The following is a 23,027-nucleotide window of genomic DNA, read 5'->3' on the forward strand; positions in this document are numbered from 1 at the left end:
GCTGGTCAGGTGTACGGCGAGCGGCGGCCGGTAACGGAGGCGCATCAGCTCGGGGCCACGAATCCGGACTCGTACGCGGCGATGACCGCCTGGGTGCGGTCCCGCGCCCCCAACTTCGCCAGCACCGCGCTGACATGCGTCTTCACGGTCTCGGTGCCGACGATCAGCTTCGCGGCGATCTCGGCGTTGGAAAGCCCGCGCGCCATCAACCGCAGCACCGCGGCCTCCCGGTCGGTGAGCGCCGCCTCGGCCAGTGCCGTACGCGCCGAGCCGTTGCCGTACTCGGCGGCCAGGGCGCGCACCGCGGCCGGAAACAGCAGCGAGTCGCCCTCCGCGACCAGCCGGACCGCGTTCACGATCTCGGCGGGCCGGGCCCGCTTGAGCAGAAAACCGTCCGCCCCGGCCCGCAGCGCCTCGTACACGTACTCATCGTTCTCGAAGGTCGTCACGACGAGGATCTTCGGTGGATCGTCGACCGTGCGCAGCACCGCCCGGGTCGCCTCTATGCCGTCCAGGAGCGGCATCCGCACATCCATCGCGACGACGTCCGGGCGCAGTTGCCGCACCAGGGGGATCACGGCCGCGCCATCGGCCGCCTCGCCCACCACCTCGATGTCGGGTTGCGCCTCGAGCACGGCCCGCAGACCCGCGCGGACCAGGGGTTCGTCGTCGACCAGAAGTACGGTTACCGGCATCGGACCAGCGTAGTGGCAGTCCTCGCACAGACCGGCCGGCCTGTGGACAACGTCGGTGCCAGGACCCCTCCTGCCGGAGGCTGGGCGGCTGGGGCGGGGGCAGGGGCCGAGCCATATGCCCCCGTCCGCACCCCGGCCGCCACCCCAACTCCCCGTCAGATCAGGGAGTCCAGCGGCAGCCGCACCCGCACCCGCCACTCACCCTCGTGCGCCCCCGTGTCCGCCTCCCCTCCGAGCAGCGCGGCCCGCTCCCGCATCCCGCGCAGACCGCTTCCGCCCTTTGCGCCGGGTGCCGCGCCGCCCGTCAGCGGATTGGTCACGTCCATCTCAAGTCGCCCGCCCAGCACGGCCATCCGGATCCGCACGGGCACGGGCCCCGAGTGCCGCAGCACATTGGTGAGGGCCTCCTGAAGGATGCGGTATCCCTCCCGGGAGACGGGCCCCGGCACCTGTTCCAGGGGTCCGGAGAACTCCGCGTCGACTTCGGCGCCCGAGCCCCGGGCCGACTCGATGAGCCGGTCGGCCTCCAGCAGCGTGGGCCGCTGGCTGGCCGGGAGCCCCGTCTCACGCAGCACGAGCAGCACCCGCTCAAGATCCTCCAGAGCCGCCCGGCCGGTCTCCTCGATCGCGATGAGCGCCCGGTCGGTGAACGCGGGATCCCCGGCGGCGCGGGCCGCACCCGCCTGCACGACGGCGACGGTGAGCGCGTGGCCGATGGAATCGTGGATCTCGCGGGCGATGCGGTTGCGCTCGAGAAGCAACTCGGTCCGCTCCTCCAGAGCGGTGAGCCGCTCGGTGGCCGAGGGTCCGAGCAACGTGCGCGCGAGGAAGGTGATGAGGTCGCCTGCCAGCACCAGGCAGACCGCCATGACCATGAGCGGAACCACCGCGAGCGGTATCAGCCACCACCGCGAGGGCGGGCACGCGTCCAGCCAGCTGAAGACGGTCGGCGGGTTGCCGAGCCCGCGTGCGACCAGGTCCACGGAGAGCGACGGGGCCCATACGGTGCACGCCACCACCACCCCGGACAGCACGAGCCGGGCCTCCAGCCACAGCACGGTCCGCCAACGGTCGCGCCATGTGGCGGACGGCGCCACGGCGATGGACGCGTCGGGTCTCCCACGCTCGCCGGGGGTCAGGAGGAGCTGAGCCTGTATGCCCTCTTCGAGCCGCACCGCGGGGATCAGCCCGAGCGGCACGACGACCAGCGCGAGCACCCACATGTGGTCCATGTCGATGAAGAGCCAAATGGCCACGAACGCGACGGGGATGAGCAGATGCAGCCATCGTGTGTAGGTGACCGGGCGGGCCAGCAGGCGAAGAATGCGGTGCATCGGCCCATCGTCGCAGCGCGCGGATCCGTTGGGCTCCCCCGCGCGGGGGAGAAGCTCCCCTCGGCCGGGGGAGGCGTCCGACCTGCGTGGACGGCCAGGCTTGGGGGCATGACACGGATCGACGTCCAAGAGCTTCGCAAGGAATATGGCCGCACGCGAGCGGTGGACGGGCTGACCTTCACGGTCGAGCCCGGCCGGGTGACCGGCTTCCTCGGCCCCAACGGTGCGGGCAAGTCCACCACCCTGCGCATCATGCTCGGCCTCGACCGGCCGACGTCCGGCAGCGCGCTGATAGGCGGCCGCGCGTACGGGGATCTGGTGGAGCCGTTGCGCGAAGTGGGCGCGCTGCTCGACGCCCAGGCCGCACACGGCTCCCGCACCGCCCGCGCCCATCTGCTGGCCCTCGCGGTCAGCAACCGTATACCGCGGCGCCGAGTGGAGGAGGTCCTGGAGGAAGCCGGGCTCGCGGCGGTGGCGAACCGCCGGATCAAGACGTTCTCCCTCGGCATGCGCCAGCGGCTCGGCATCGCGGCCGCCCTCCTGGGCGATCCCGCGGTGGTGATCCTGGACGAGCCGTCCAACGGGCTCGACCCCGAAGGCATCATCTGGACAAGGGAGTTGATGCGCGCCCTGGCCCGGGACGGCAGAACGGTGCTCGTCTCCAGCCACCTCATGAACGAGACCGCGTCGTTCGCCGATCATCTCGTCGTCCTCGGCCGCGGCCGGCTCCTCGCCGACACCCCGATGCGTGACTTCATCGACTCCCGCATCCGCCCCAGGGTCCGGCTCCGCACCACTGACGACGCCCGGCTGCGGACCGTCCTGCGGGGCAAGGGATTCGACCCCGTGCGAGAGGAGGGCGGCGTGTGGACGGTGGAGGGCGCGAGCATCGACGACATCGGCCGCATCGCCGCCCATGAAGGCATACCGATTCTGGAACTCGCGCAACAGCAGGCCACGTTGGAGCAGGCCTATCTCGATCTGACGGCCGGCGAGGCGGAATACACGTCCACCGGCGCATCCCTCGACCAGGAGGCCTGAACCATGACGTTTCCCGCGGCGCTGCACACCGAGTGGATAAAGATCCGTTCGCTGCGCTCCCTGACGGGCTCCCTCCTGACCGTTCCCCTGGCGACGGCGGGCCTCTCCCTCCTCGCCTGCGGCGCGCTCGGTCGCCCGGCGCCCGGCAGCACGGACTTCGACCCGGTGCTGTTCTCCTACTACGGCCTGAACTTCGGGCAGTTGGCCGCCATCATCCTCGGCGTCATCGCGATGGCGGGGGAGTACAAGAACGACGGCATCCGGATATCGCTGGCGGCCGTGCCGAACAGAACCCTCTTCTACGGCGCCAAACTCGCCGCGGTGGGCGGCTGTGTGCTCGCCGCGGGCCTGGTGGCCAGCCTGATCAGCTTCCTGGGGGGCCAGGCGCTGATGGACCCGGGGTTCGGCATAGGCATCGCTGACCGGGGCGCGCTGCGCGCGATCATCGGCTGCGCCCTCTACCTGTCCCTGATCAGCCTGCTCGCGGCGGGCACGGCCGCGCTGCTGCGCAGTGTCACCGGCGCGCTCAGCGTCCTTGTGCCGCTGTTCCTGATCGTCCCGTTCGTGGTGGGAGACATGGCCCAGGGCGGCGGCGCCGCCGATTTCCTGCCCGACCGCGCCGGCCAACAGGTCCTTCTCCAGCACCCGGTGGGGGCGCTGGGGCCGTGGAGCGGGCTGGCCGTCCTGGCGGGATGGACAGCGCTCGCGGTGGCGGCCGGCTGGTGGTCGCTGCGGCGGCGGGACGCCTGACCGAATGGCGTCGGAGCCGAGCCTGACGACGCGCCAATTGTCAGTGCCGGGCGGTTTACTGACGACATGACCACCGCCCTGTATCTCCAGCACATCGACTGGTTGCGCTCCCGGGAGTTCCCCGGCGAGCGCAGCCGAAGCGGCTCGGATGTGAGCGGGCCGGGATACCACTGCTCATGCCTGAGCGCCGACGAGGAGGAGTGGGAGGACCTGACGGAACGCCTCGAAAAACGTGCCCAATGCGTCGCGGACCACGACGCGTTGGTGGCCGAGCTCACGCGACGCTGGGAGGAGCCGCAGTGGATCAGCCTCTGGAGTGCCCAGGCCCGGCTGGTCGCGGGCGAGGAGATACCGGAGCCGTGGGCGGAGTTCGCCGTCGGGTTCGACTTCCTGCACCTGTGGCGGGTCGACGGCCGCTGGATCGCGCTGGGCCTGGACCTGGAGGCGGAGGGACCGGGCTGGGACCTGAGCGTCACGGTGACGGAGATAGACCCTCCGTAGGAACAGGTTGGCGGTCGCTCCCTCGGAAGCGGCCACGGCGCCCGTCAGCGGTGTCAGTCGGAGGGGGAGCCCTGCGCGGCGAGGCGCAGCCGGGCGTATTCCTCGGCCATGGTCTGCGCGGTCCAATGGGCGTTGAGACCGCTGGGGTTGGGCAGCGCCCACACCCGGGTCGTGCCGATGGTGCGCTCCTGGGGCCCGATCCGGGCCTTGCGGTCATCGAAGGCCGTGCGGTACGCGGTCACTCCGACCACGGCCAGCCAGGTGGGCCGAAACCGCTCGACCTTCGCCGCCAGCAGGCGCCCGCCCTCGCGGAACTCCTCGGCGTCGATCTCGTCGGCCCGCGCGGCGGCCCGGGCCACCACATTGGTGATGCCGAGACCGTAGGAGAGAAGCTCGTCCTGCTCGGAGGGCTTCAACTGCCGTGGGGTGAAGCCGGACAGATGCAGTACCGGCCAGAAGCGGTTGCCGGGGCGGGCGAAGTGGTGGCCCGTGGCGCCGGACATCAGGCCGGGGTTGATGCCGCAGAAGAGTACGGACAGGCCGCTCGCGATCACGTCGGGGATGACGGTGTCACGAGCGGCCTGGAGTTCCTGGGGAGTCAGCACGGAAGCAGGATCACAGAATCGAGCCCGGGGCGTAACCGGCTGCCGCGGGGTGCTGCTTGAGGATCTCCTCGATGCGGGAGACAACGGCGGTCACCTGGTCGCCGGCCGCACCGGTGAAGGACAGCTTGTCGGCCATCAGCGCGTCGAGCTGGGAGCGGTCGAGCGGCATGCGCTCGTCGGCGGCCAGCTTGTCGAGCAACTCGTTGCGCTCGGCGCCCTGTTCGCGCATCGCGAGTGCGGAAGCCACCGCGTGCTCCTTGATGACCTCGTGCGCGGCCTCCCGGCCGACCCCGGCGCGGACGGCGGCCATCAGGACCTTGGTCGTCGCCAGGAACGGCAGGTAGCGGTCCAGCTCACGGGCGACCACGGCCGGGAACGCGCCGAACTCGTCGAGGACCGTCAGGAACGTTTCGAGCAGGCCGTCGAAAGCGAAGAACGCGTCGGGCAGCGCGACCCGGCGGACCACCGAGCAGGAGACGTCACCCTCGTTCCACTGGTCGCCCGCCAGCTCACCGGTCATCGAGGCGTAGCCGCGCAGGATCACCATCAGGCCGTTGACGCGCTCGCAGGAGCGGGTGTTCATCTTGTGCGGCATCGCGGACGAGCCGACCTGGCCGGGCTTGAAGCCCTCGGTGACCAGCTCGTGCCCGGCCATCAGCCGGATGGTCTTGGCGACCGAGGACGGGGCGGCGGCCAGCTGCACCAGCGCGGTCACCACGTCGTAGTCGAGAGAGCGGGGGTAGACCTGGCCGACGGAGGTGAAGGCGTGCGCGAAGCCGAGGTGGCCCGCGATGCGCTGCTCCAGGTCGGCGAGCTTCGAGGCGTCGCCGCCCAGCAGGTCCAGCATGTCCTGCGCGGTGCCGACGGGACCCTTGATCCCGCGCAGCGGGTAGCGGGCGAGCAGGTCCTCGAGGCGGCCGTAGGCGACGAGCAGCTCGTCGGCCGCCGTCGCGAAGCGCTTGCCCAGGGTGGTGGCCTGCGCGGCCACGTTGTGCGAGCGACCGGCCATGACCAGCTCGGCGTACTCGCCGGACAGCTTGCCGAGGCGGGCGAGGACCGCCACCGTGCGGTCCCGCATCAGTTCGAGGGAGAGCCGGATCTGGAGCTGCTCGACGTTCTCGGTCAGGTCGCGCGAGGTCATGCCCTTGTGGACCTGCTCGTGCCCGGCGAGGGCGTTGAACTCCTCGATGCGGGCCTTCACATCGTGCCGGGTGACCTTCTCGCGCTCGGCGATGGAGGCGAGGTCGACCTGGTCGATGACGCGCTCGTAGTCGGCCAGCGCTGCCTCGGGCACCTCGATCCCCAGGTCCTTCTGGGCGCGCAGCACGGCAAGCCACAGCTGGCGCTCCAGCTTGACCTTCTGCTCGGGGGACCAGAGGACGGCGAGCTCCGCGGAGGCGTAGCGGCCGGCCAGAACGTTCGGGATGCGAGGCTTCGCAGACACAGCAGTCACGGGTGGAGAGTCTACTGGCGATTTCTGCAGGCCAGCGCCCCACCCCGGTTTGTGCCTTACTACGAGCGGGGCCGCGATCCACGGAGCGCCACGGCGCATGGGCTCATCGTGATGGCCCGTTCACGCGTCGGCGTCCTCGTCCAGCTCGAACCCGAGAGCCTCGGCGGCGGCGAGCGGGGTCGGCTGGGCCCACCGCGAGGACATCGCCTCCCGCGAGGACAGCGAGCGCGGTTCCGCGCGGTCCAGATAGAGCACGCCGTCGAGGTGGTCCGTCTCGTGCTGCACGATGCGCGCGGGCCAGCCCGTGAACAGCTCGTCCACCACACGGCCCCGCTCGTCCAGCGCCCGCAGCCGCACCGTCGGGTGGCGGGCGACGACCGCGCCCCAGCCCGGCACACTCAGGCACCCCTCGAAGAAGGCGGCCCGGCCGGTGCCGACGGGCTCGTACGACGGATCGACGAGGACCCGGAACGGCTGCGGTACGCGGCCCCTGACCTGCCTGATCTCCTCGGACACCTCCGCCGCGTCCTCGATGACGGCGAGCCGCAGCGGCAGACCCACCTGCGGCGCCGCGAGACCGACACCGGGGGCGGCACGCATGGTCTCGCGCATCGCCTCGATCAGCCGGTCCAGACGCCGGCGGTCGAGGCGATCGCCGAACGCTTCGGTGGGCTGCCGCAGGACCGGGTCGCCTGCGGAGACGATCGGCAGGGGACCCGGTAGGGCGAGGAGGGCGTCGACGAGGTCGGGGAGCGCGGGAGACGACATGTGCCCAGCATGCCAAGGGTGATCACCCGGCGGGCACGCCGGGGTTCGCCAGGTTCGGGCGTCGGGTGCGCGCACGCCGGAATCGGGCCGGACGCGTCCGGCGCGGGCGTCCGACTCCGCACGGCGCGGGGCCACCGGCGCGAGCAGTCGGGTCGGGGCAACCGGCGCCCCTGCCGGGGCTCAGCGCTGCACCCCGCTCAGTCCTCCACGCGTACCCACTCCGAGACCGGGCCCGGATGCGCGTCGTCCGCCGGTGTGACCCAGAACGCCCGTCCCTGTTCCGCGCTGAAGTGGGCGCCGCTGCGGCCGTCGCCGGAGGACCGACCGGTGAGGCGACGTCCTATCCAGGGCACCAGATGCCGCCGGGCGAAGGCCAGATCGGCGGTACGGCTGCGGGCCCAGCCGGGCCGGACCGCGGGAGGCAGGGGCGCGCGCCAGTCGTCCTCGGCGTCCAGGCCCAGGGTCTGCCAGACCGCCTCGGCCACCTTGCGGTGCCCGTCCGCCGTCAGGTGCAGCCGGTCCACGTCCCACATCCGCTGGTCGCCGAGGGCCGGCACCCCGTACAGGTCGACCACCAACGCGCCGTGCTGTTCGGCGAGTTGGTCGACATGGGCGAAGAGTTCCTCCATGCGGGGCCGGAAACGTTGCAGCACCGGCCCGTCGCGGCCCGGGCTGCGCATCAGCACCAACTGCTTGCAGGCCGGGGCGAGCCGCTCGACCGCCTCCGTCAGGAGCCCGCGCACCCGGCCCATGTCGCACTTGGGCCGCAGCGTGTCGTTGAGGCCGCCGACCAGGGTGATGACGTCCGGGCGCAGGGCGACCGCCGGGGCCACCTGCTCCTCGACGATCTGCCCGATGAGCTTGCCGCGCACCGCGAGGTTGGCGTAGCGAAAACCCGGCGTACGGGCCGCGAGCCGGGTGGCGAGCACATCGGCCCAGCCGCGGTAGGACCCGTCGGGAAGCCGGTCGGACATGCCCTCCGTGAAGGAGTCCCCGAGCGCGGCAAAGCTGGTGTATGAGGCATTCATCTCCATGGCGGAGTGATCGTACCGCGCGGTACGGAAGTGGTCCGGGGCGGTGGCACCTGGCCGGGACCGTGATCACAAAGAGGCCGACCGGGGCCTGTCAGGGGTGTCCCGTTCTTGGTATGCCAGGAACACATCAACTATTCCGAACCCGGCCGGGACCGGCCGGTGAGAGAGCGAGCGAGCGATGCTGTTCACCGCGGCCTTCTGGAAGGCCACCGCCGAGCGGGCCATCCGCACCTTCGCACAGGCGCTCGCCGCCGTGCTGACGGCGGGCGCCACCAACCTGCTCGACGTCCACTGGACGGCGGCGTTCGCCACCGCCGGCATGGCCGCGCTGCTCGCCGTGCTGATGGCGGTCGGATCCTCGGGTCTGGGGCAGCCGGGCCCGGGCCTCACCGAGACCGTGATCCCGAGCCACCCCGCCAAATCCGCCCGGTGAGCGGAGCCTAGGCCGCGGCCGCCGGAGGCCCGACGAGCTCGCGCAGCACGTCCTCCATGGTCACCAGACCGGCCAGCCGGCCGTCCTCGTCGAGGACGGCCGCCAGGTGCGTACGGCTGCGGCGCATCGCGGTCAGCACGTCGTCCAGCGGGCTCGCGCCGCGCACCCGGGCGATCGGCCGCAGCGCGGCGACCGGGAAGGCCACCTCGCGCGGGACCGCGTCCAGCGCGTCCTTGACGTGCAGATAGCCCAGGATGCGGCTGCCGTCGTCGACGACCGGGAAGCGTGAGAACCCGGAACTCGCGGCGAGCCGCTCCAGCTCCTCCGGAGTGGTGCCGACCGCCGCCCGCACCACCTTGTCCAGCGGCACGACCACCTCCCGCACCGGTCGTCGGCCGAGTTCCAGCGCGTCGCGCAGGCGCTCGGCGGACCGGTCGTCGAGCAGTCCCGCATCGCCCGCGTCGGTCACCAGACGGGCCAGCTCGTCGTCCGAGAAGGTGGCCGCGACCTCGTCCTTGGCGTCCACCCTGAGCAGTTTCAGGAGGGTGTTGGCGAAGGCGTTGATCGCGAAGATCACCGGACGCAGCGCCCGGGTCAGCGTCACGAGCGGCGGACCGAGCAGCAGCGCCGTACGCGAGGGTTCGGCAAGGGCGATGTTCTTCGGCACCATCTCGCCGAGCAGCATGTGCAGATAGGTCGCGACGGCCAGGGCGATCACGAACGACACCGGGTGGATGAGTCCTTCCGGCACGCCCACCGCGTCGAAGACCGGGGCGACCAGGTGCGCGATGGCGGGTTCGGCGACCACACCGAGCACCAGGGTGCACAGCGTGATGCCGAGCTGCGCCGCCGCCATCAGGGCCGAGATGTGTTCCAGGCCCCAAATGACGCTGCGGGCTCGGCGGTTGCCGTCCTCGGCGAGCGGTTCGATCTGGCTGCGGCGCACCGAGATCAGCGCGAACTCGGCGCCGACGAAGAAGGCGTTGACGACCAGCGTGGCCAGGCCGATCAGAATCTGGATCACGGTCATCGGCCGGCCTCCTCGTCGTCCTCGTCGTCCTCGGTGTGCGGCGCGTGCAGCAGGACGCGGGCGGCGCGCCGGCCGGCGGCGTCGACCACGTCCATGCGCCATCCGGCCAGTTCCACCCGGTCGCCGACCCTCGGGATCCGGCCGAGCTCGGTGGCCACCAGGCCGGCGAGGGTCTCGTACGGGCCGTCCGGGACGCGCAGTCCGATCACGGCGAGCTGGTCGTCGCGGGCGGCGCCGTCGGCGGAGTACAGGGTGCGGCCGTCCGCGTCCTGCCCGGCGGGCGCGAGGTCGGGGGTCTCGTGCGGGTCGTGCTCGTCCCGCACCTCGCCCACGACCTCCTCCACGATGTCCTCCATGGTCACGACGCCCGCGGTGCCGCCGTACTCGTCGATGACGACGGCCATGGTGCGCTTGCCGTAGAGCTGGTCCAGGAGGCGGTCCACGGTGAGCGTCTCGGGTACCAGCAGCGGCTCGCGCAGCAGTGAGGTCACGGGATACAGGCGCCTGCGCTCGGCCGGCACTGCCAGGACGTCCTTGATGTGCGCGATGCCCACGACCGAGTCGAGGCTGCCGCGGTACACCGGGAAACGGGACAGGCCGGTGGCGCGGGTCGCGTTCGCGACGTCCTCGGCGGTGGCCTGGATGTCGAGCGCGGTGACCTGCACGCGGGGCGTCATCACGTTCTCCGCGTTGAGCTCGGCGAGCTTGAGGCTACGGACGAACAGCTCGGCGGTGTCCGCCTCCAGCGCGCCCTGCTTGGCCGAGTGCCGGGCGAGGGCGACCAGCTCCTGCGGGCTGCGGGCGGAGGCCAGCTCCTCGGCGGGCTCCAGACCGAAACGGCGTACGAGATGGTTGGCCGAGGTGTTGAGGTGGCTGATCAGCGGGCGGAAGGCCGCGCTGAAGGCGCGCTGCGGGGTCGAGACGACCTTCGCCACGGCGACCGGCGAGGAGATCGCCCAGTTCTTGGGGACCAGCTCGCCGACGACCATCAGGAACACCGTCGAGAGGACCATGCCGAGTACCAGCGCCACCGAACTCGCGGTCGTCGCGGACAGGCCGACCGCTTCGAGCGGGCCGGTGAGCAGCTTCGCGATCGACGGCTTGGCGATCATGCCGATGACGAGGCCGGTGACGGTGATGCCGAGCTGGGCGCCGGACAGCTGGAAGGTGAGGCTGCGCACCGCCTTGAGGGCACTGGAGGCACCGCGTTCGCCGCGCTCCACGGCCCGCTCCAGATCGCTGCGCTCGGCGGTGGTGAGGGAGAACTCGGCCGCCACGAAGACCGCGCACACCAGCGAGAGCAGTACGGCCGCCAGGAGCAGGAGCACTTCGGTCATCGGGTCACCTCCGTCCCATGATCGGCCAGAGGGAGGCGGGGCGCGCGGTGTCGCGCGGCGGTACTGGTACTGGGAGGCTCGCCCATGGGCGGACGCTCACACCTTTCAGTCGATGGGCAGAAGTCCACCCATGGTAAAGCAGTGGCAAAAGGACCGGCTCGGGCCGTTCAGGCCAGCGGCTTCACCCAGCGCCGCCACTGCTCCTGCGGACCGTAGCCCGCGGCCCGCCAGGCGTGCTGGGCCGTTTCGTTGCGCACCAGCACCATGGCGTCTGCCCGGCGCCCGCCGAGCGCCACGAACCGGTCCTCGGCCGCGGCCAGCAGCGCCCCGCCTATCCCGCGGCGGCGGTGGTCCGGATGGACGGCGAGCCGGTACAGATGGCAGCGCCAGCCGTCGAAGCCCGCGATCACGGTGCCGACCAGCGCGTCGCCGTCCTCGGCCAGGAGCAGCGCCTCGGGGTCGCGGGCGACCAGGCGCTCGACGCCAGCCCGGTCGTCGCTGATGCTCGTTCCCTCGGCGGCCGTCTTCCAGAAGGCCAGCACGGCGTCCAGATCCTCGGGCCGTGCGGCCCGGATGCGCGACTCGTTCATGCCCTCATCCCACCACCGGCGCGCGCGCCGCGGCGATCCGTTTTGGCATGCGGACGCGCAGCGCGGCGGCCGTCCGCCCAGGAGGGCGAGGCACGCCGCGGCCCTCGGCATCGCGCCCCGCCGCTATTCGTCCGGGCCCAGGGCCGGGCGGCGCGCCACCCCGAGCACACAGGGCGAGGACGGTGCGGGGACGCCCTTCTCCGGCACCCGAAGCCGCCGGTGGCCGACGATCTCGAAGCCCGCCGCCTCGATCGCGCGCAGCGGATCGCGTGCCGTGTGACAGCCGCCGAACAGGAGCGGCCACACCGTGCGGTCCAGGCCCCGCTGCACCGTCGCCAACGCACGGCCCTCGGCGCGGCCGTGCTCGAAGAAGCGCAGCTCGCCGCCGGGGCGCAGGACTCGCCGGATCTCGCCCAGCGCGCGGGGAAGATCCCGCACCGAGCACAGCACCAGGGAGGCGACCGCCGCGTCGAAGGCCTCGCTCTTGACCGGAAGCGCCTCTGCCGCGCCCGGCACCACATCCACCGGGACGTCCGCCTTCAGGGCCGCGCGGACCGCCAACTGCCGCAGCGTGCGCTCCGGTTCGAGTGCGACGACCTCGGACACGGCCGCCGGATAGTGCGCGAAGTTGAGCCCGTTGCCCGCGCCGATCTCGATGACCCGCCCCGAGAGTCCGTCGAGCAGTTCACGGCGGTACGCCTCGATCCCGGCCCTGACGTCCATCGCCTCGCTGAAGCGCGCGTAGAAACGGGCGAAGAGGGGGTGGTGCACGGCATCCGGGGCGATCTTGGTGCGCTGCGCCATGACGGACCTCCTGAGCCGGCGGACAACCCCTGTCGGCATTGTCCCCGCGCGGCGCCCGCTTCTACCCGTCCGCGGACGCCACGAAGCAGAACTCGTTGCCCTCGGGGTCGCGCATCACCTGGAAGGTGCCCTGCGCGTCGGTGACCGTCCCGCCCACGGGGTGTGCCCCGCGCCGCACGGCCGCCGCCCGGGCCCGGCGCACGTCCTCGACGGCGAGGTCCGGATGCAGCCGGTTCTTGGCCGTCTTCGCCTCCGCCACGCGCTGGAAGGCCAGGCGCGGCGAGCCCGGCGGATCGACGTACGCCCAGGAGGCGTCCCGCACCACCGGGCGCCCGCCGAGCAGCCCGGCCCAGAACCGGGCGAGCCGCTCCGGGTCGGCGCAGTCCACGACGAGCTGCCCGAGGCGGGCCCGTAACACAGCCATCAGCTACTCCAAACGCCGCCGAGCGCCGGGGCGAGCCAACCGGCCGCTCGGGTACGGAAGTCGGCGGGCGCCAGCCGTCCGGCGCCCTCGGGCACGGTGCCGAGCAACGGGGCGCCGGCCACCTTGGGAAGGTCCACGAGGTTGCATCGCGAGGCCAGGTCCGGCTCGGCGGGCCAGCTCCCCACGACGATCCCGGCGCATGCGAGGTCGCGGGCCCGCAGCGCCTCGGCGGTCAGGGCCGTCGAGTTGAGTGTGCCCAGTCCGGCGGGCGTCACCACCAGGACGGGGGCGCCGAGCAGCCGGGCCGCGTCCGCGAGGGTGCCGCCCTCGTCGTCGAAGCGGACCAGGAGGCCGCCCGCGCCCTCGACCAGGACCAGGTCGTGCTCGGTGGCCAGCTTGGCCGCCGCCTCGGCCACCTCACGGGGACCCACGGGCCTCATGCCCGCCCGGCGCGCCGAGGTGTCGGGCGCCAACGGCTCGGGGAACCGGGCCAGTTCGACCCCGGTCACCTCCTCGCCGGCCAGCCGCCGCACCTCGAAGACATCGCCGGGCTCGCCCGGCGCGACCCCCGTCTGGGCCGGTTTCAGGACGGCCACCGAGCGGCCGTCGGCGAGCGCGAGGGCGGCGACGGCGGCCGTGGTGACCGTCTTGCCGATCTCGGTCCCGGTGCCGCTCACGAACAGAATCGTCATCTCAGCCCTCCCGCGCCGCCGCGCACACGGCACGGCAGATGGTCGCCAGGTCGTCGTCGTCCGTCACATAGGGCGGCATCGTGTAGATCAGGTCCCGGAACGGCCGCAGCCACACGCCCTCGCGCACGGCCGCGGCGGTCGCCGCCGTCATGTCCACGGCGTGGTCGAGCTGCACCACGCCGATGGCGCCGAGCACCCGCACCTCGCGTACGCCCTCGATCGAGCGGGCCGCGCCGAGCCCGTCGCGCAGCCCGGCTTCGATGCGCTTGACCTCGCCCCGCCAGTCCTGGCCGAGCAGCAGGTCGATCGAGGCGAGCGCCACCGAGGCGGCCAGTGGGTTGCCCATGAAGGTCGGGCCGTGGGCCAGCACCGGCACCTCGCCCGAGGAGATGCCCTCGGCGACCTCGCTCGTGCAGAGCGTCGCCGCCATCGACAGATAACCGCCGGTCAGCGCCTTGCCGAGGCACATCACATCCGGCGAGATCGCCGCGTGACCGGCCGCGAACAGCTCGCCGGTGCGGCCGAAGCCGGACGCGATCTCGTCGAACACCAGGAGCACGCCGGACGCGTCGCACGCCTCGCGCAGCACCCGCAGATACTCGGGCGCGTGGAAGCGCATGCCGCCCGCGCCCTGTACCACCGGCTCCACGATGACCGCGGCCAGCTCGTCGGCGTGGCGCGCGATCGTCTCGCGCAGCTCACGGGCGTACGCCTCGTCGAACTCCGCGGGCGGGGCGCCCACGAACAGCTGGCGGGGCAGCGCGCCCTGCCACAGCTCGTGCATCCCGCCCTCGGGGTCGCACACCGACATCGGCTGCCAGGTGTCGCCGTGGTACCCGCCGCGCCAGGTCAGCAGCCGCTGCTTGCGCGGCTGCCCCACCGAGCGCCAGTACTGAAGGCACATCTTCACCGCGACCTCGACCGAGACCGACCCGGAGTCGCTGAGGAAGACGTGCTGGAGCGGGCCGGGCGTGATCTCCACCAGCCGGGCGGCGAGCCGGACGGCGGGCTCATGGGTGAGCCCGCCGAACATCACATGGCTCATCCGGTCGAGCTGGCCGCGCACCGCTTCGTTGAGCACCGGGTGGTTGTAGCCGTGCACGGCCGACCACCACGACGCCATGCCGTCGATCAACTCGCCCTGCCCGTAAGCCGGTTCGGCCAGGCGCAGCCGTACGCCCGACGCCGACTCGACGAGGAGCTGCTCCTGCCGGTTGGGCATCGGACCGTAGGGGTGCCACACATGGCGGCGGTCCAGGTCGAGCAGATCCGCGGGGGAGTGCTCAGGCATTGGGCGCGAGGTCCGTTCCGGCACCCCGGCGGCGTACGGCCACCAGATCCGTGCGGGCCTGGTCGGCGGCCACCTGCTCGGGCACCTCCGGCGCGCCGTGGCCGCCGCAGGGACCGCAGCCGCCGCCCTCGTGGGAGCCGCAGCCGCTGTCCTCGTGCGAACCGCACCCGGCCGGGCTCGTACCGCAGCCGGCTGCGGCGAGCGCGTCGGCGCGGTGGCGGGGCAGCGTCGTGGTGCCCGCGCCCTCCACCTCGAACCCGGCGTCCGCGATCATGTCGAGGTCGGCCTGCCCGGCCTGGCCCTCACTGGTGAGGTAGTCGCCGAGGAAGATCGAGTTCACCAAATGCAGTGCGAGCGGCTGCATGGTGCGCAGATGTACCTCGCGCCCGCCGGCGAGGCGCACCTCGACGTCCGGGCACACGAACCGGGTCATGGCGAGGATGCGCAGGCAGCGCTGCGGGGTGAGGTTCCACTCCTTGCCCAGGGGGGTGCCCTCGAACGGGATGAGGAAGTTCACCGGCACCGAGTCCGGGTCCAGCTCGCGCAGCGCGAAGACCACGTCCACCAGGTCCTCGTCGGACTCGCCCATGCCCGCGATCAGACCCGAGCAGGCCGAGAGGCCCGCGTCGTGGGCCTTCGTCACGGTGTCCACGCGGTCCTGGTAGGTGTGCGTGGTCGTGATGTCCCCGTACGTCCCCTCGGACGTGTTGAGGTTGTGGTTGTAGGCGTCGGCCCCGGCGGCGCGCAGCCGCTCGGCCTGGCCGTCCGAGAGCAGTCCGAGGCAGGCGCAGACCTCGACGCCCTCGTTCTGCTCCTTGATCGTTTCGATGGTCTCGGAGACGCGGGCGATGTCACGGTCGGTGGGGCCGCGGCCGCTGGCCACCAGGCAGACCCGCTTCGCGCCGCCCGCCACGCCCGCGGCCGCGGCCTTGGAGGCCTCGTCGGGCTTGAGCCACGTGTACTTCAGGATGTCGGCCTTGGAGCCGAGCCGCTGGGAGCAGTACGAACAGTCCTCGGGGCACAGGCCCGACTTCAGATTCACCAGATAGTTCAGCTTCACCCGGCGTCCGAACCACTGGCGGCGCACCTTGCCGGCCGCGGCCACCACATCGAGCAGTTCGTCGTCGGAGGTCGCCAGTACGGCGAGTGCCTCTTCGCGGGTCGGCAGTTCGCGCCGCAACCCCTTGTCCACCAGCGTGTTCAGCAGGTCCATGGCGCCGATCTTCGCGCACGCGACCGCCCCTGGCCAAGGTAGGGATCCCACAACACGGGCGGTTTGAGGTGTGTGTATCGCCACATCCTGACCAGGCATGGCACCCGCTAGGGTCTGTCGGCAGCCTACAAAAAGGGACTCCACCATGCCGCGAGCGCCGTTCGACTGGATCGACGGAGAATCACAGCGCCGCGAGCGCGCCGGTCTGGTCCGCACCCTGCGGCCGCGCGCGGCCGACCAGGACCTGCTCGACCTGGCGAGCAACGACTATCTCGGCCTGACCCGGCACCCCGCGGTCATCAAGGGCGCGGCCGAGGCGGCCCACCGCTGGGGCGCGGGTGCCACCGGCTCCCGTCTGGTGACCGGCACCACCGCGCTGCACACGGAACTGGAGCGCGAACTCGCGGCGTTCTGCGGCTTCGAGGCCGCCCTCGTCTTCTCCTCCGGTTACGCCGCGAACCTGGCGGCGCTGACCGCGCTCGGCCCGCACGGCTCGCTGATCGTCTCCGACGCGGGCAACCACGCCTCCATCGTGGACGGCTGCCGACTGGCGCGCGCCCGTACCGAGGTCGTTCCGCACGCCGAGCCGGAGGCCGTCCGCAAGGCCCTGGAGGCCCATGGCGGTCCCGGGCTCGCCGTGTCGGACTCGGTGTTCTCGGTGGACGGCGATGCCGCTCCGCTGTCCCAACTGGCCGACGCCTGCCGGGAGTTCGGGGCCGCCCTGGTGGTGGACGACGCCCATGGGCTCGGGGTGCTCGGCGAGGGCGGGCGCGGCGCGCTCCACGCGGCCGGGCTCTCGGGCGCGGACGACGTGGTCGCCACCGTCACCCTGTCGAAGTCGCTGGGCAGTCAGGGCGGCGCGGTGCTCGGCCCGGCCCGGGTCGTCCGCCACCTGGTGAACGCCGCCCGCACCTTCATCTTCGACACCGGACTCGCCCCCGCGGCGGTCGGCGGTGCGCTCGCCGCCCTGCGACACCTGCGCGCGGAGCCGGAGTTGGCCGCTCGGGCCCGCGCGGTCGCCGCTGAACTGCACAGCAGGCTCACCGCCGCCGGCCACCTCGCGGTCCGTCCCGACGCCGCGGTGGTCTCGGTGCGCGCTCCCTCGCCCGAGGCCGCGGTGGCCTGGGCGGCCGACTGCCGTGCGGCCGGGCTCGTGGTGGGCTGCTTCCGGCCGCCGTCGGTACCGGACGGCATCTCGCGCCTCCGCCTGACCGCGCGAGCCGACCTGACGGAGCGGCAGATCGACAGCGCGGTGGACACGATCCTGCGGACCGCCCCCACCGCCTGACGGCCCATCACCTGGTCGGTGCGTGGCGGTGAGGGGTCGTCAACTCGCCTATGGAAGCGTTGAGATGAAGCGCTGCCAGGCGGGGCTGCCGAAGAGCAGTGCGGGTCCGTCGGTGCGCTGGGAGTCGCGTACGGCGAGGAGCTCGCCAGGGAGCCGGGCCGTCTCGACGCAGTTGTTCATGCCCACGCTGCGGCTGCTGCGCCGCCAGGTGGCACCGGTGAGGGACGTACTGCAGGGAACGTGCGCAGGGTGTGCGGACATCATGCCTCCCCACTCGCCATGAACTAGCCCGGGCCTTCCCGGGCTGCTCTGGCGATGAGATCCAACGAGTTCTCGGAGGAAAGCGCGAGTGCCTGGACGGTCTCGAACGCGGCACTGTACGCCGTGAGGTCTTCTCTCCGTTCGAGATAGAGGCTACTCGTCAGATGGTCGATAACGACCACATCCAGATCTGAAATGGCCGGAAACGAAAAGACAATGAAAGGCCCGGTGAGGCCGACATAGCCGCCGTAATGGAAGGGAATGACCTGCAACCGCACATGCGGCAGCGCGGCGACCTCCAGCAGATGGCGCAACTGCTCCCGCATGGCGGCCCGGCCGCCCACCCAGCGCCGCACCACCGCCTCGTCGAGCACCGCGCTGAGCACGAGGGGAGGATCGCCGCGCAGCACCTCCTGGCGTGCGATCCGTACCTCCACCAGTGCGTCCACGGTCTCCGGCGACAGTCCCCGGAGCGCGGCCCGGGTCACCGCCCGCGCGTAGTCAGGCGTCTGCAACAGGCCGGGCACCACCGAGGTCTCCAGCGTGCGCGCCGAGCACGCCTGCGACTCCAGACTGATGAAGTCGCGGTACTGGGGCGGCAACAGACCCCGGTAGGCGTGCGCCCAGCCGACCCCGCCCCGGTCCGCTGAGTCGGCCAACGCCTGGAGCAGGTCCCGTAGTTGGGGATCATGAGCGTCGTACGCGTCGAGCAGCCGGGCCACATCGGCGGGCTTCGCCGCGCTGCGGCCGGTCTCGATCCGGCTCACCTTCGACTGGTGCCAGCCGACCCGCGAGGCCGCCTCCCCGCTCGTCAGGCCCGCGTCGTCGCGCAGTTTGCGCAACTCCTCGCCGAGCTTGCGCCTGCGCACCGCCGGTCCGTGCCCCATGGTCACCTCCTTCGCCTGCGGCGAAGGGTAAGTGTGGGCCCAAATCCGGTCTTCCGTCGGAGAGTTCACTGCTTTGAGGGACAGATATATGCATATCTTGGTGGATCGCACCCAAGACCGGCACGATGAGTGGCACTCTGGCGCGAAGCACAATCCGAGGTCGGCACCGTCGTCTCAGTGAGCGCTCATCCGCTACGAGTTCTCCAGCCGGTCCGGGTGGGAAAGGGACAGCGTCGCCATGGCAGACCATCTCGAAGCAACCATCACTCTGCCGAGCGACCCCGCCTCGGTCTCCGCGGCACGGCGGTATGTCGCCGAGGCTCTCGCCGACTGGGGTCTGCCGCCCGACGCCGAGGCTGCCGACACGGTCCGCCTCATCGTCTCCGAACTCGCCACCAACGCCGTCCAGCACACCTTCGGTCAGTCGCCCACCTTCACGGTGGAGATCCATCTGGAGCGCGAGGAGGAGCTGCGGATCGGCGTCACCGACAGCCATCCGCGCTGGCCGAAACGATTGCCCGCCGCCGTCCAGCAGGACAACGGCCGAGGCATGGTGATCATCCGCTGGCTGGCGGCCGAGTCGGGCGGCCGGCTCTCGGTCGCGCCCACCGAGGACGGCGGCAAGACGGTCTGGATCGCCCTTCCGTGGACGGCGCCGGTACAGAGCGGCTAGTTCCGTCAGCCCACCCGCCCGTACCAGACGGCGCCGCTCCAGATCCGTTCCAGGCGGACCACGTCGCCGGTCTTGGGGGAGTGCCAGATCCGCCCGTTCCCGGCGTAGATCCCGACGTGGTACACCCTGCGGCCGGAGTGGAAGAACACCAGGTCGCCGGCTTGGCGGGAGGACGCGGTGACATGCCGGGAGATGTTGTACTGCTGCTGCGCGGAGTGGGGCAGTTTGCGGCCCGCCTCCTTGAAGGAGTAGAGCGTGAGCCCCGAACAGTCGAAGCGGTGCGGACCCGTGGCGCCGTACTGATAGGGCGAGCCCTTCTTCGAGGCGGCCACATGGAGCGCCCTGCTCGCCACGGCCGCGGCGCTCGCCCCGGGCGTGATGCCCGGTGCCAGCGTCGACGCGCCCGTCACGGCGAGGGTGAGGACACAGACGGTGCCGAGACGGACCGCCAGGGACGGGACGTATGTCTGCGCGGTCATGCGCAACCCTTCGTCAAACCGCCTGCGAAGGATGACCTGTCGGGTTCGGACTGGCGAAGACGCCCGGCCGCGTCAGCGGCTTCACCCCGAGGGAGGGCCGGCGCTCGGCCCTCCCGAAGTACTCGGGTCCTCCACTCCTGCCGGTCCACTCCTGTCGACCAGAGGCCCGGAAACGGCGGCAGGACTCGGCGTCCGCCCGGACCGCCCCGCCGCGGTGGCGGGGCTTGTCGTTTCCAGGGATCTTCACGCACCGACTGTCGGATTACCGGACCAAAACGGCTTTCTGTGAGACTGCTCACGACTGACTCATTTGGGTGGACACGGGCAATCCGGCCTTCCCCATCGAGGGGCCGACGAGCCTCGTACCAGCGACGGAAGGATCGATTCCGCACTGTGGCCACACGCTGTAAGCGACTCGTAAGGGCCAGTCGACGGATCCGCCGGTGGTCCGAACGGGGGTAGCCCGTCTGGTCCGTTTCGCCGGTCCGGCGAGCGCGTTGGACGTCGCGAGCGCGTTCCGGCCCCTCAGGGCGTCGTCCGCGGCGGCACCATGAGCCGCCCCGCGCGCCGTTCGCCGTCCAGGACCCGCAGCGCCCGTGTCAGCGTCGGCGCGTACACCCGCGTCTCTCCGCGCCCGTGCATCAGCGCGAGCGCGTCCCGGACCGCGGCCGCGCGGCCGACCAGGGCCTGGGCCGCCCGCAGGGCCCCGTAGGTGTCATGGCCGTGCGCCGGATTGATCCGGCCGAGCAGATCGACCACTTCGAGATAGGAGTCGACGAACGCGGCCTCGGCACGCGTGAGGGCGGGCAGGGGCGGAAGTTCCGGTGGCAGCACGGCACTTCACCGCCCGCGCGAGGACGTCTTGCGGGACACGAGCACGTGGTCGGCGAGTCCGTACGCCACCGCACCCTCGGCGTCGAAGATCACGTCCCGCTCGATGTCGGCCGCCACCCGCTCGGCGGTCTTCCCGGTGTACTGGGCCAGGAGTCCGGTCAGCAGCCGTCGGCCGCGCAGGACTTCGGCCGCCTGGATCTCCAGATCGGACGGCTGGCCGCGCAGCGGCTCCTCGATGGCGGGCTCGCGCAGCAGCACCCGCGAGGCCGGCTGCACGGCGCGCTTGCCGGGCGTGCCCGCCGCGAGCAGCACCGCGGCCACCGAACTCACCTGCCCCAGGCAGAACGTCTGCACATCGCAGGTCACGAAGCGCATCGTGTCGTGGATCGCGGTCATCGCGGTGAGCGAGCCGCCCGGGGAGTTGATGTACAGCGAGATGTCCCGGTCCGGATCCGCGTGCTCCAGGTGCATCAGCTGGGCCATCACGTCATTGGCCGACGCGTCGTCGACCGGGGTGCCGAGAAAGACGATCCGCTCCGCGAAGAGCTTGGAGTACGGATCGAGCGTGCGGACGCCGATGGCGGTGCGCTCCTCGAACTGGGGGAGCACATGACGGGCGGCGGGACGGTGGTTCATGGCATACCTCTCCTCGACCGGCGGACCTGAGGGCCTCTGTAAAAAATGTACAGGACGTACGGAATGAAATACGGTCCTGATGCTGCCTCGATGAAGACATGCCAGGTCAGAGGCGGTTTCGCTGTGAGCGAGCGGAGGCTTTGCGCCGCCGGACGGCGGGGGAGCTGGCTCAATAGGCCCTCTCCCCAGGGTTTCCGCGGCTGACTAGCGTGCGTCGGCGCGGGGTCACCTGGGGAGAGGGCTCACTGACGTGTTCTATTTCGCATTCCGTCTCGTGCTGCTGCCGCTGCTGCGGTGGCTGTTCAGCCCACGCGTCGAGGGGGTGGGGCGGGTGCCCGAGACGGGTGCGGTGATCCTCGCGGGGAATCACCAGTCGTTCACCGATCAGCTCCTGCTGGGGGCGGCGCTCCGGCGTCGGCTGACCTTCCTGGCCAAGCAGGAGTACTTCACCGCGCCGGGCCTCGGTGGCCGGGCGACCGCGGCCCTGTTCCGTGCGCTCGGGCAGATCCCCGTCGACCGCTCCGGCAAGGACGCGGCCCGGGCAGCGATCGACACGGCGCTCCAAGTGCTGGCCCGGGAAGGGGTGTTGGGGATCTTCCCCGAAGGCACCCGCTCCCATGACGGACGCCTGTACAAGGGCAAGGTCGGGGTGGCGGCGATGGCGCTGCGCTCCGGTGCGCCGGTGGTCCCGGTCGCGATCATCGGAACGTTCGAGGCGCAGCCGAAGGGGCGCAGGCTGCCCCGGCGCGTACCGGTCGTCCTCCGATTCGGTGAACCTCTGGACTTCTCCCGCTACGCCGGGATGGAGGACGAGCGCCTGGTGCTGCGGGCCTCACCGACGAGATCATGTACGCGGTGCAGCGGTTGTCGGAGCAGGAGTACGTCGATGTGTACGCGGCCGAGGCCAGGGTGGCGTGGGAAGCCGGAGCCGCGGCGGCCTGACGTCACGGTGTCCGGGGGCGGGCTCCGACCGGGGCCCGCCTGCCTGCGCCGGAGCCGTCGCGCACGCCTCTGACCTGCGCACCCACTATGGCCGACGGACTTCTGTGGCCGCCGGTGAGCGGCGTCTAAGCTGGGAGACATGGCCTACGAGATTCCGGTGACGCAAGCCCGCGCAGAGCTCGCGGAGCTGATCAACCGCGTGGTGTACGGCGGGGAGCGGGTCGTGGTGACCCGCCACGGCAAGCCGCTCGTCGCCCTCGTCTCGGCCGCCGACCTGGAGAAACTCGAGGCCGCGCAGCAGGAGGAGGAACAGCAGGTGGCGAGCTCGCTCTCGTCCGTGCACCCCCTGAGGCCGTCCGCGCCGGCCGAACCCAGGCGCTTCGGGATCGCCGCCGAGCACCGGGGACCGCACGCCGGCGACTGACCCCCTGTCGCGTCCCCCGTAGGTGCTCCATACATGTACCGCCTGCCGTCCGGCACCCCCTCGATGATCATGCGTTCTTAAAGCGCCAGTTAACGCGCCGGAAAAACTTCCGCCCTAACGTGCAATGCCTGGCCAAGGGGCCGGGAGATGGCCCTCAACAGGATGTTGACGTCGGATACGGTTCCGCTGCGTCCGGGCGGAAGATGCCGGTCCGGCCCTTCTCCCTCCTCGACGCTCGCTGGGCCCGTCCACGGCCGTCCGTGGAGGGAAGGGCACGACTGTGAGGTGGGAAGCGTGCAACTGACGCCGCACGAGCAGGAACGGCTGCTCATCCATGTGGCCGCCGATGTGGCCGAGAAGCGCAGAGCCCGCGGGGTGAAGCTCAACCACCCCGAGTCCGTCGCCCTCATCACCTCGCACATCCTGGAAGGCGCCCGCGACGGTCGCACCGTCGCCGAACTCATGGCGTCGGGGCGGAAGTTGCTGTCCCGCAGCGATGTCATGCCGGGCATCGCGGAGATGATCCACGACGTCCAGGTCGAGGCCACGTTCCCCGACGGCACCAAGCTCGTCACCGTCCACGAACCGATCGTCTGACGGGGGCGCCG

The 23,027-nt window shown here is 71.6% G+C and carries 27 protein-coding genes, 1 pseudogene and 1 riboswitch; of the genes and pseudogenes, 9 read left to right on the forward strand and 19 right to left on the reverse strand.

Going from position 1 to position 23,027, the window contains the following annotated elements; all coding sequences use genetic code 11:
- Positions 1-44: 44 nt before the first annotated feature.
- Complete coding sequence (locus tag N4G70_RS06450; RefSeq protein ID WP_261711475.1) at positions 45-695, reverse strand: response regulator transcription factor; 651 nt, start codon at positions 693-695, stop codon at positions 45-47.
- 155 nt (positions 696-850) lie between these two features.
- Positions 851-2,029, reverse strand: a complete 1,179-nt coding sequence (locus N4G70_RS06455) for a sensor histidine kinase (protein ID WP_261711476.1) — start codon at positions 2,027-2,029, stop codon at positions 851-853.
- A gap of 108 nt (positions 2,030-2,137) precedes the next feature.
- Here N4G70_RS06455 and N4G70_RS06460 point away from each other — a divergent pair, with 108 nt between their 5' ends.
- The 3 genes from N4G70_RS06460 (at position 2,138) to N4G70_RS06470 (ending at position 4,321) form a co-directional block, all read left to right on the forward strand.
- Positions 2,138-3,070, forward strand: coding sequence for an ABC transporter ATP-binding protein (locus N4G70_RS06460; RefSeq protein WP_261711477.1), 933 nt, complete (start codon positions 2,138-2,140; stop codon positions 3,068-3,070).
- A 3-nt stretch (positions 3,071-3,073) separates the two neighbouring features.
- Positions 3,074-3,820 (forward strand): ABC transporter permease, encoded by a 747-nt coding sequence (locus tag N4G70_RS06465; protein WP_261711478.1) that lies wholly within the window; start codon positions 3,074-3,076, stop codon positions 3,818-3,820.
- 66 nt (positions 3,821-3,886) lie between these two features.
- Entirely contained in the window at positions 3,887-4,321 is a 435-nt protein-coding gene (locus N4G70_RS06470) for a hypothetical protein (protein WP_261711479.1), read from the forward strand.
- 53 nt (positions 4,322-4,374) lie between these two features.
- On the opposite strand, the gene mug is transcribed toward N4G70_RS06470, so the two are convergent.
- From mug to N4G70_RS06490, 4 genes are all read right to left on the reverse strand, one after another.
- Positions 4,375-4,923, reverse strand: a complete 549-nt coding sequence (mug, locus tag N4G70_RS06475) for a G/U mismatch-specific DNA glycosylase (RefSeq protein WP_261712055.1) — start codon at positions 4,921-4,923, stop codon at positions 4,375-4,377.
- Between the two features lie 13 nt (positions 4,924-4,936).
- Complete coding sequence (gene purB, locus N4G70_RS06480) at positions 4,937-6,379, reverse strand: adenylosuccinate lyase (RefSeq protein WP_261711480.1); 1,443 nt, start codon at positions 6,377-6,379, stop codon at positions 4,937-4,939.
- Between the two features lie 120 nt (positions 6,380-6,499).
- Positions 6,500-7,147 (reverse strand): peptide deformylase, encoded by a 648-nt coding sequence (locus N4G70_RS06485; RefSeq protein WP_261711481.1) that lies wholly within the window; start codon positions 7,145-7,147, stop codon positions 6,500-6,502.
- A gap of 197 nt (positions 7,148-7,344) precedes the next feature.
- Positions 7,345-8,181, reverse strand: a complete 837-nt coding sequence (locus N4G70_RS06490; RefSeq protein ID WP_261711482.1) for an SGNH/GDSL hydrolase family protein — start codon at positions 8,179-8,181, stop codon at positions 7,345-7,347.
- Positions 8,182-8,359: 178 nt separating this feature from the next.
- Between N4G70_RS06490 and N4G70_RS06495 the strand changes: the two genes are divergently transcribed.
- Positions 8,360-8,614: a holin gene (locus N4G70_RS06495; RefSeq protein WP_261711483.1), complete on the forward strand. Its 255-nt coding sequence runs from the start codon at positions 8,360-8,362 to the stop codon at positions 8,612-8,614.
- A 7-nt stretch (positions 8,615-8,621) separates the two neighbouring features.
- Here the strand turns inward: N4G70_RS06495 and N4G70_RS06500 are convergent, their stop codons facing one another.
- The 8 genes from N4G70_RS06500 to bioB all read right to left on the reverse strand — a co-directional run bounded on the left by N4G70_RS06500 (position 8,622) and on the right by bioB (position 15,995).
- Positions 8,622-9,644, reverse strand: coding sequence for a hemolysin family protein (locus tag N4G70_RS06500; RefSeq protein ID WP_261711484.1), 1,023 nt, complete (start codon positions 9,642-9,644; stop codon positions 8,622-8,624).
- Positions 9,641-10,981, reverse strand: coding sequence for a hemolysin family protein (locus N4G70_RS06505; RefSeq protein WP_261711485.1), 1,341 nt, complete (start codon positions 10,979-10,981; stop codon positions 9,641-9,643). The genes N4G70_RS06500 and N4G70_RS06505 overlap by 4 nt, the downstream gene beginning before the upstream one ends.
- Positions 10,982-11,148: 167 nt before the next feature.
- The gene (locus tag N4G70_RS06510) at positions 11,149-11,682 is read right to left on the reverse strand and encodes a GNAT family N-acetyltransferase (RefSeq protein ID WP_261711486.1); all 534 of its coding nucleotides are present in this window, start codon (positions 11,680-11,682) and stop codon (positions 11,149-11,151) included.
- Positions 11,683-11,694: 12 nt separating this feature from the next.
- Complete coding sequence (locus tag N4G70_RS06515; RefSeq protein WP_261711487.1) at positions 11,695-12,375, reverse strand: class I SAM-dependent methyltransferase; 681 nt, start codon at positions 12,373-12,375, stop codon at positions 11,695-11,697.
- A 61-nt stretch (positions 12,376-12,436) separates the two neighbouring features.
- Positions 12,437-12,799, reverse strand: a complete 363-nt coding sequence (locus N4G70_RS06520) for a VOC family protein (protein ID WP_261711488.1) — start codon at positions 12,797-12,799, stop codon at positions 12,437-12,439.
- Positions 12,799-13,491 carry a dethiobiotin synthase gene (gene bioD / locus N4G70_RS06525; RefSeq protein WP_261711489.1) on the reverse strand — a complete coding sequence of 231 codons (693 nt, stop codon included), beginning with the start codon at positions 13,489-13,491 and terminating at the stop codon, positions 12,799-12,801. Before bioD ends, N4G70_RS06520 begins: the two co-directional genes overlap by 1 nt.
- 1 nt (position 13,492) lies before the next feature.
- Positions 13,493-14,782: an adenosylmethionine--8-amino-7-oxononanoate transaminase gene (locus N4G70_RS06530; RefSeq protein ID WP_261711490.1), complete on the reverse strand. Its 1,290-nt coding sequence runs from the start codon at positions 14,780-14,782 to the stop codon at positions 13,493-13,495.
- Positions 14,775-15,995 (reverse strand): biotin synthase BioB, encoded by a 1,221-nt coding sequence (gene bioB / locus N4G70_RS06535; RefSeq protein WP_261711491.1) that lies wholly within the window; start codon positions 15,993-15,995, stop codon positions 14,775-14,777. The genes N4G70_RS06530 and bioB overlap by 8 nt, the downstream gene beginning before the upstream one ends.
- A 145-nt stretch (positions 15,996-16,140) precedes the next feature.
- Here bioB and N4G70_RS06540 point away from each other — a divergent pair, with 145 nt between their 5' ends.
- Positions 16,141-17,283 carry an 8-amino-7-oxononanoate synthase gene (locus tag N4G70_RS06540; RefSeq protein ID WP_261711492.1) on the forward strand — a complete coding sequence of 381 codons (1,143 nt, stop codon included), beginning with the start codon at positions 16,141-16,143 and terminating at the stop codon, positions 17,281-17,283.
- A gap of 48 nt (positions 17,284-17,331) precedes the next feature.
- Here the strand turns inward: N4G70_RS06540 and N4G70_RS06545 are convergent, their stop codons facing one another.
- Positions 17,332-17,544, reverse strand: coding sequence for a DUF397 domain-containing protein (locus N4G70_RS06545; protein ID WP_261711493.1), 213 nt, complete (start codon positions 17,542-17,544; stop codon positions 17,332-17,334).
- Between the two features lie 23 nt (positions 17,545-17,567).
- Complete coding sequence (locus N4G70_RS06550) at positions 17,568-18,431, reverse strand: helix-turn-helix transcriptional regulator (protein ID WP_261711494.1); 864 nt, start codon at positions 18,429-18,431, stop codon at positions 17,568-17,570.
- A gap of 238 nt (positions 18,432-18,669) precedes the next feature.
- Here N4G70_RS06550 and N4G70_RS06555 point away from each other — a divergent pair, with 238 nt between their 5' ends.
- Entirely contained in the window at positions 18,670-19,104 is a 435-nt protein-coding gene (locus tag N4G70_RS06555) for an ATP-binding protein (protein WP_261711495.1), read from the forward strand.
- Between the two features lie 5 nt (positions 19,105-19,109).
- Here the strand turns inward: N4G70_RS06555 and N4G70_RS06560 are convergent, their stop codons facing one another.
- The 3 genes from N4G70_RS06560 to N4G70_RS06570 form a co-directional block, all read right to left on the reverse strand.
- Positions 19,110-19,583, reverse strand: coding sequence for a C40 family peptidase (locus N4G70_RS06560; RefSeq protein ID WP_261711496.1), 474 nt, complete (start codon positions 19,581-19,583; stop codon positions 19,110-19,112).
- Positions 19,584-19,587: 4 nt separating this feature from the next.
- Positions 19,588-19,771: riboswitch (cyclic di-AMP (ydaO/yuaA leader) on the reverse strand.
- A gap of 337 nt (positions 19,772-20,108) precedes the next feature.
- The gene (locus N4G70_RS06565) at positions 20,109-20,417 is read right to left on the reverse strand and encodes a hypothetical protein (protein WP_261711497.1); all 309 of its coding nucleotides are present in this window, start codon (positions 20,415-20,417) and stop codon (positions 20,109-20,111) included.
- A gap of 6 nt (positions 20,418-20,423) precedes the next feature.
- Positions 20,424-21,053, reverse strand: coding sequence for an ATP-dependent Clp protease proteolytic subunit (locus N4G70_RS06570; protein WP_261711498.1), 630 nt, complete (start codon positions 21,051-21,053; stop codon positions 20,424-20,426).
- Between the two features lie 250 nt (positions 21,054-21,303).
- On the opposite strand from N4G70_RS06570, the pseudogene N4G70_RS06575 reads away from it, so the two are divergent.
- The 3 genes and pseudogenes from N4G70_RS06575 (at position 21,304) to N4G70_RS06585 (ending at position 23,016) form a co-directional block, all read left to right on the forward strand.
- Positions 21,304-21,995: pseudogene (locus N4G70_RS06575) on the forward strand (lysophospholipid acyltransferase family protein).
- A gap of 139 nt (positions 21,996-22,134) precedes the next feature.
- Entirely contained in the window at positions 22,135-22,419 is a 285-nt protein-coding gene (locus N4G70_RS06580; RefSeq protein ID WP_261711499.1) for a type II toxin-antitoxin system Phd/YefM family antitoxin, read from the forward strand.
- A 294-nt stretch (positions 22,420-22,713) separates the two neighbouring features.
- Positions 22,714-23,016 carry an urease subunit gamma gene (locus N4G70_RS06585; RefSeq protein ID WP_261711500.1) on the forward strand — a complete coding sequence of 101 codons (303 nt, stop codon included), beginning with the start codon at positions 22,714-22,716 and terminating at the stop codon, positions 23,014-23,016.
- Positions 23,017-23,027: the final 11 nt, after the last annotated feature.

The sequence above is a fragment of the Streptomyces sp. ASQP_92 genome (assembly GCF_025399895.1).
Lineage (GTDB): Bacteria > Actinomycetota > Actinomycetes > Streptomycetales > Streptomycetaceae > Streptomyces.

Coding starts and splice junctions, on each gene's coding strand:
- N4G70_RS06450 (WP_261711475.1), bottom strand. CDS start 695: ATGCCGGTAACCGTACTTCTGGTCGACGACGAACCCCTGGTCCGCGCG.
- N4G70_RS06455 (WP_261711476.1), bottom strand. CDS start 2,029: ATGCACCGCATTCTTCGCCTGCTGGCCCGCCCGGTCACCTACACACGA.
- N4G70_RS06460 (WP_261711477.1), top strand. CDS start 2,138: ATGACACGGATCGACGTCCAAGAGCTTCGCAAGGAATATGGCCGCACG.
- N4G70_RS06465 (WP_261711478.1), top strand. CDS start 3,074: ATGACGTTTCCCGCGGCGCTGCACACCGAGTGGATAAAGATCCGTTCG.
- N4G70_RS06470 (WP_261711479.1), top strand. CDS start 3,887: ATGACCACCGCCCTGTATCTCCAGCACATCGACTGGTTGCGCTCCCGG.
- N4G70_RS06485 (WP_261711481.1), bottom strand. CDS start 7,147: ATGTCGTCTCCCGCGCTCCCCGACCTCGTCGACGCCCTCCTCGCCCTA.
- N4G70_RS06490 (WP_261711482.1), bottom strand. CDS start 8,181: ATGGAGATGAATGCCTCATACACCAGCTTTGCCGCGCTCGGGGACTCC.
- N4G70_RS06495 (WP_261711483.1), top strand. CDS start 8,360: ATGCTGTTCACCGCGGCCTTCTGGAAGGCCACCGCCGAGCGGGCCATC.
- N4G70_RS06500 (WP_261711484.1), bottom strand. CDS start 9,644: ATGACCGTGATCCAGATTCTGATCGGCCTGGCCACGCTGGTCGTCAAC.
- N4G70_RS06505 (WP_261711485.1), bottom strand. CDS start 10,981: ATGACCGAAGTGCTCCTGCTCCTGGCGGCCGTACTGCTCTCGCTGGTG.
- N4G70_RS06510 (WP_261711486.1), bottom strand. CDS start 11,682: ATGCCGAGGGCCGCGGCGTGCCTCGCCCTCCTGGGCGGACGGCCGCCG.
- N4G70_RS06515 (WP_261711487.1), bottom strand. CDS start 12,375: ATGGCGCAGCGCACCAAGATCGCCCCGGATGCCGTGCACCACCCCCTC.
- N4G70_RS06520 (WP_261711488.1), bottom strand. CDS start 12,799: ATGGCTGTGTTACGGGCCCGCCTCGGGCAGCTCGTCGTGGACTGCGCC.
- bioD (WP_261711489.1), bottom strand. CDS start 13,491: ATGACGATTCTGTTCGTGAGCGGCACCGGGACCGAGATCGGCAAGACG.
- N4G70_RS06530 (WP_261711490.1), bottom strand. CDS start 14,782: ATGCCTGAGCACTCCCCCGCGGATCTGCTCGACCTGGACCGCCGCCAT.
- bioB (WP_261711491.1), bottom strand. CDS start 15,995: ATGGACCTGCTGAACACGCTGGTGGACAAGGGGTTGCGGCGCGAACTG.
- N4G70_RS06540 (WP_261711492.1), top strand. CDS start 16,141: ATGCCGCGAGCGCCGTTCGACTGGATCGACGGAGAATCACAGCGCCGC.
- N4G70_RS06545 (WP_261711493.1), bottom strand. CDS start 17,544: ATGTCCGCACACCCTGCGCACGTTCCCTGCAGTACGTCCCTCACCGGT.
- N4G70_RS06550 (WP_261711494.1), bottom strand. CDS start 18,431: ATGGGGCACGGACCGGCGGTGCGCAGGCGCAAGCTCGGCGAGGAGTTG.
- N4G70_RS06555 (WP_261711495.1), top strand. CDS start 18,670: ATGGCAGACCATCTCGAAGCAACCATCACTCTGCCGAGCGACCCCGCC.
- N4G70_RS06560 (WP_261711496.1), bottom strand. CDS start 19,583: ATGACCGCGCAGACATACGTCCCGTCCCTGGCGGTCCGTCTCGGCACC.
- N4G70_RS06570 (WP_261711498.1), bottom strand. CDS start 21,053: ATGAACCACCGTCCCGCCGCCCGTCATGTGCTCCCCCAGTTCGAGGAG.
- N4G70_RS06580 (WP_261711499.1), top strand. CDS start 22,135: ATGGCCTACGAGATTCCGGTGACGCAAGCCCGCGCAGAGCTCGCGGAG.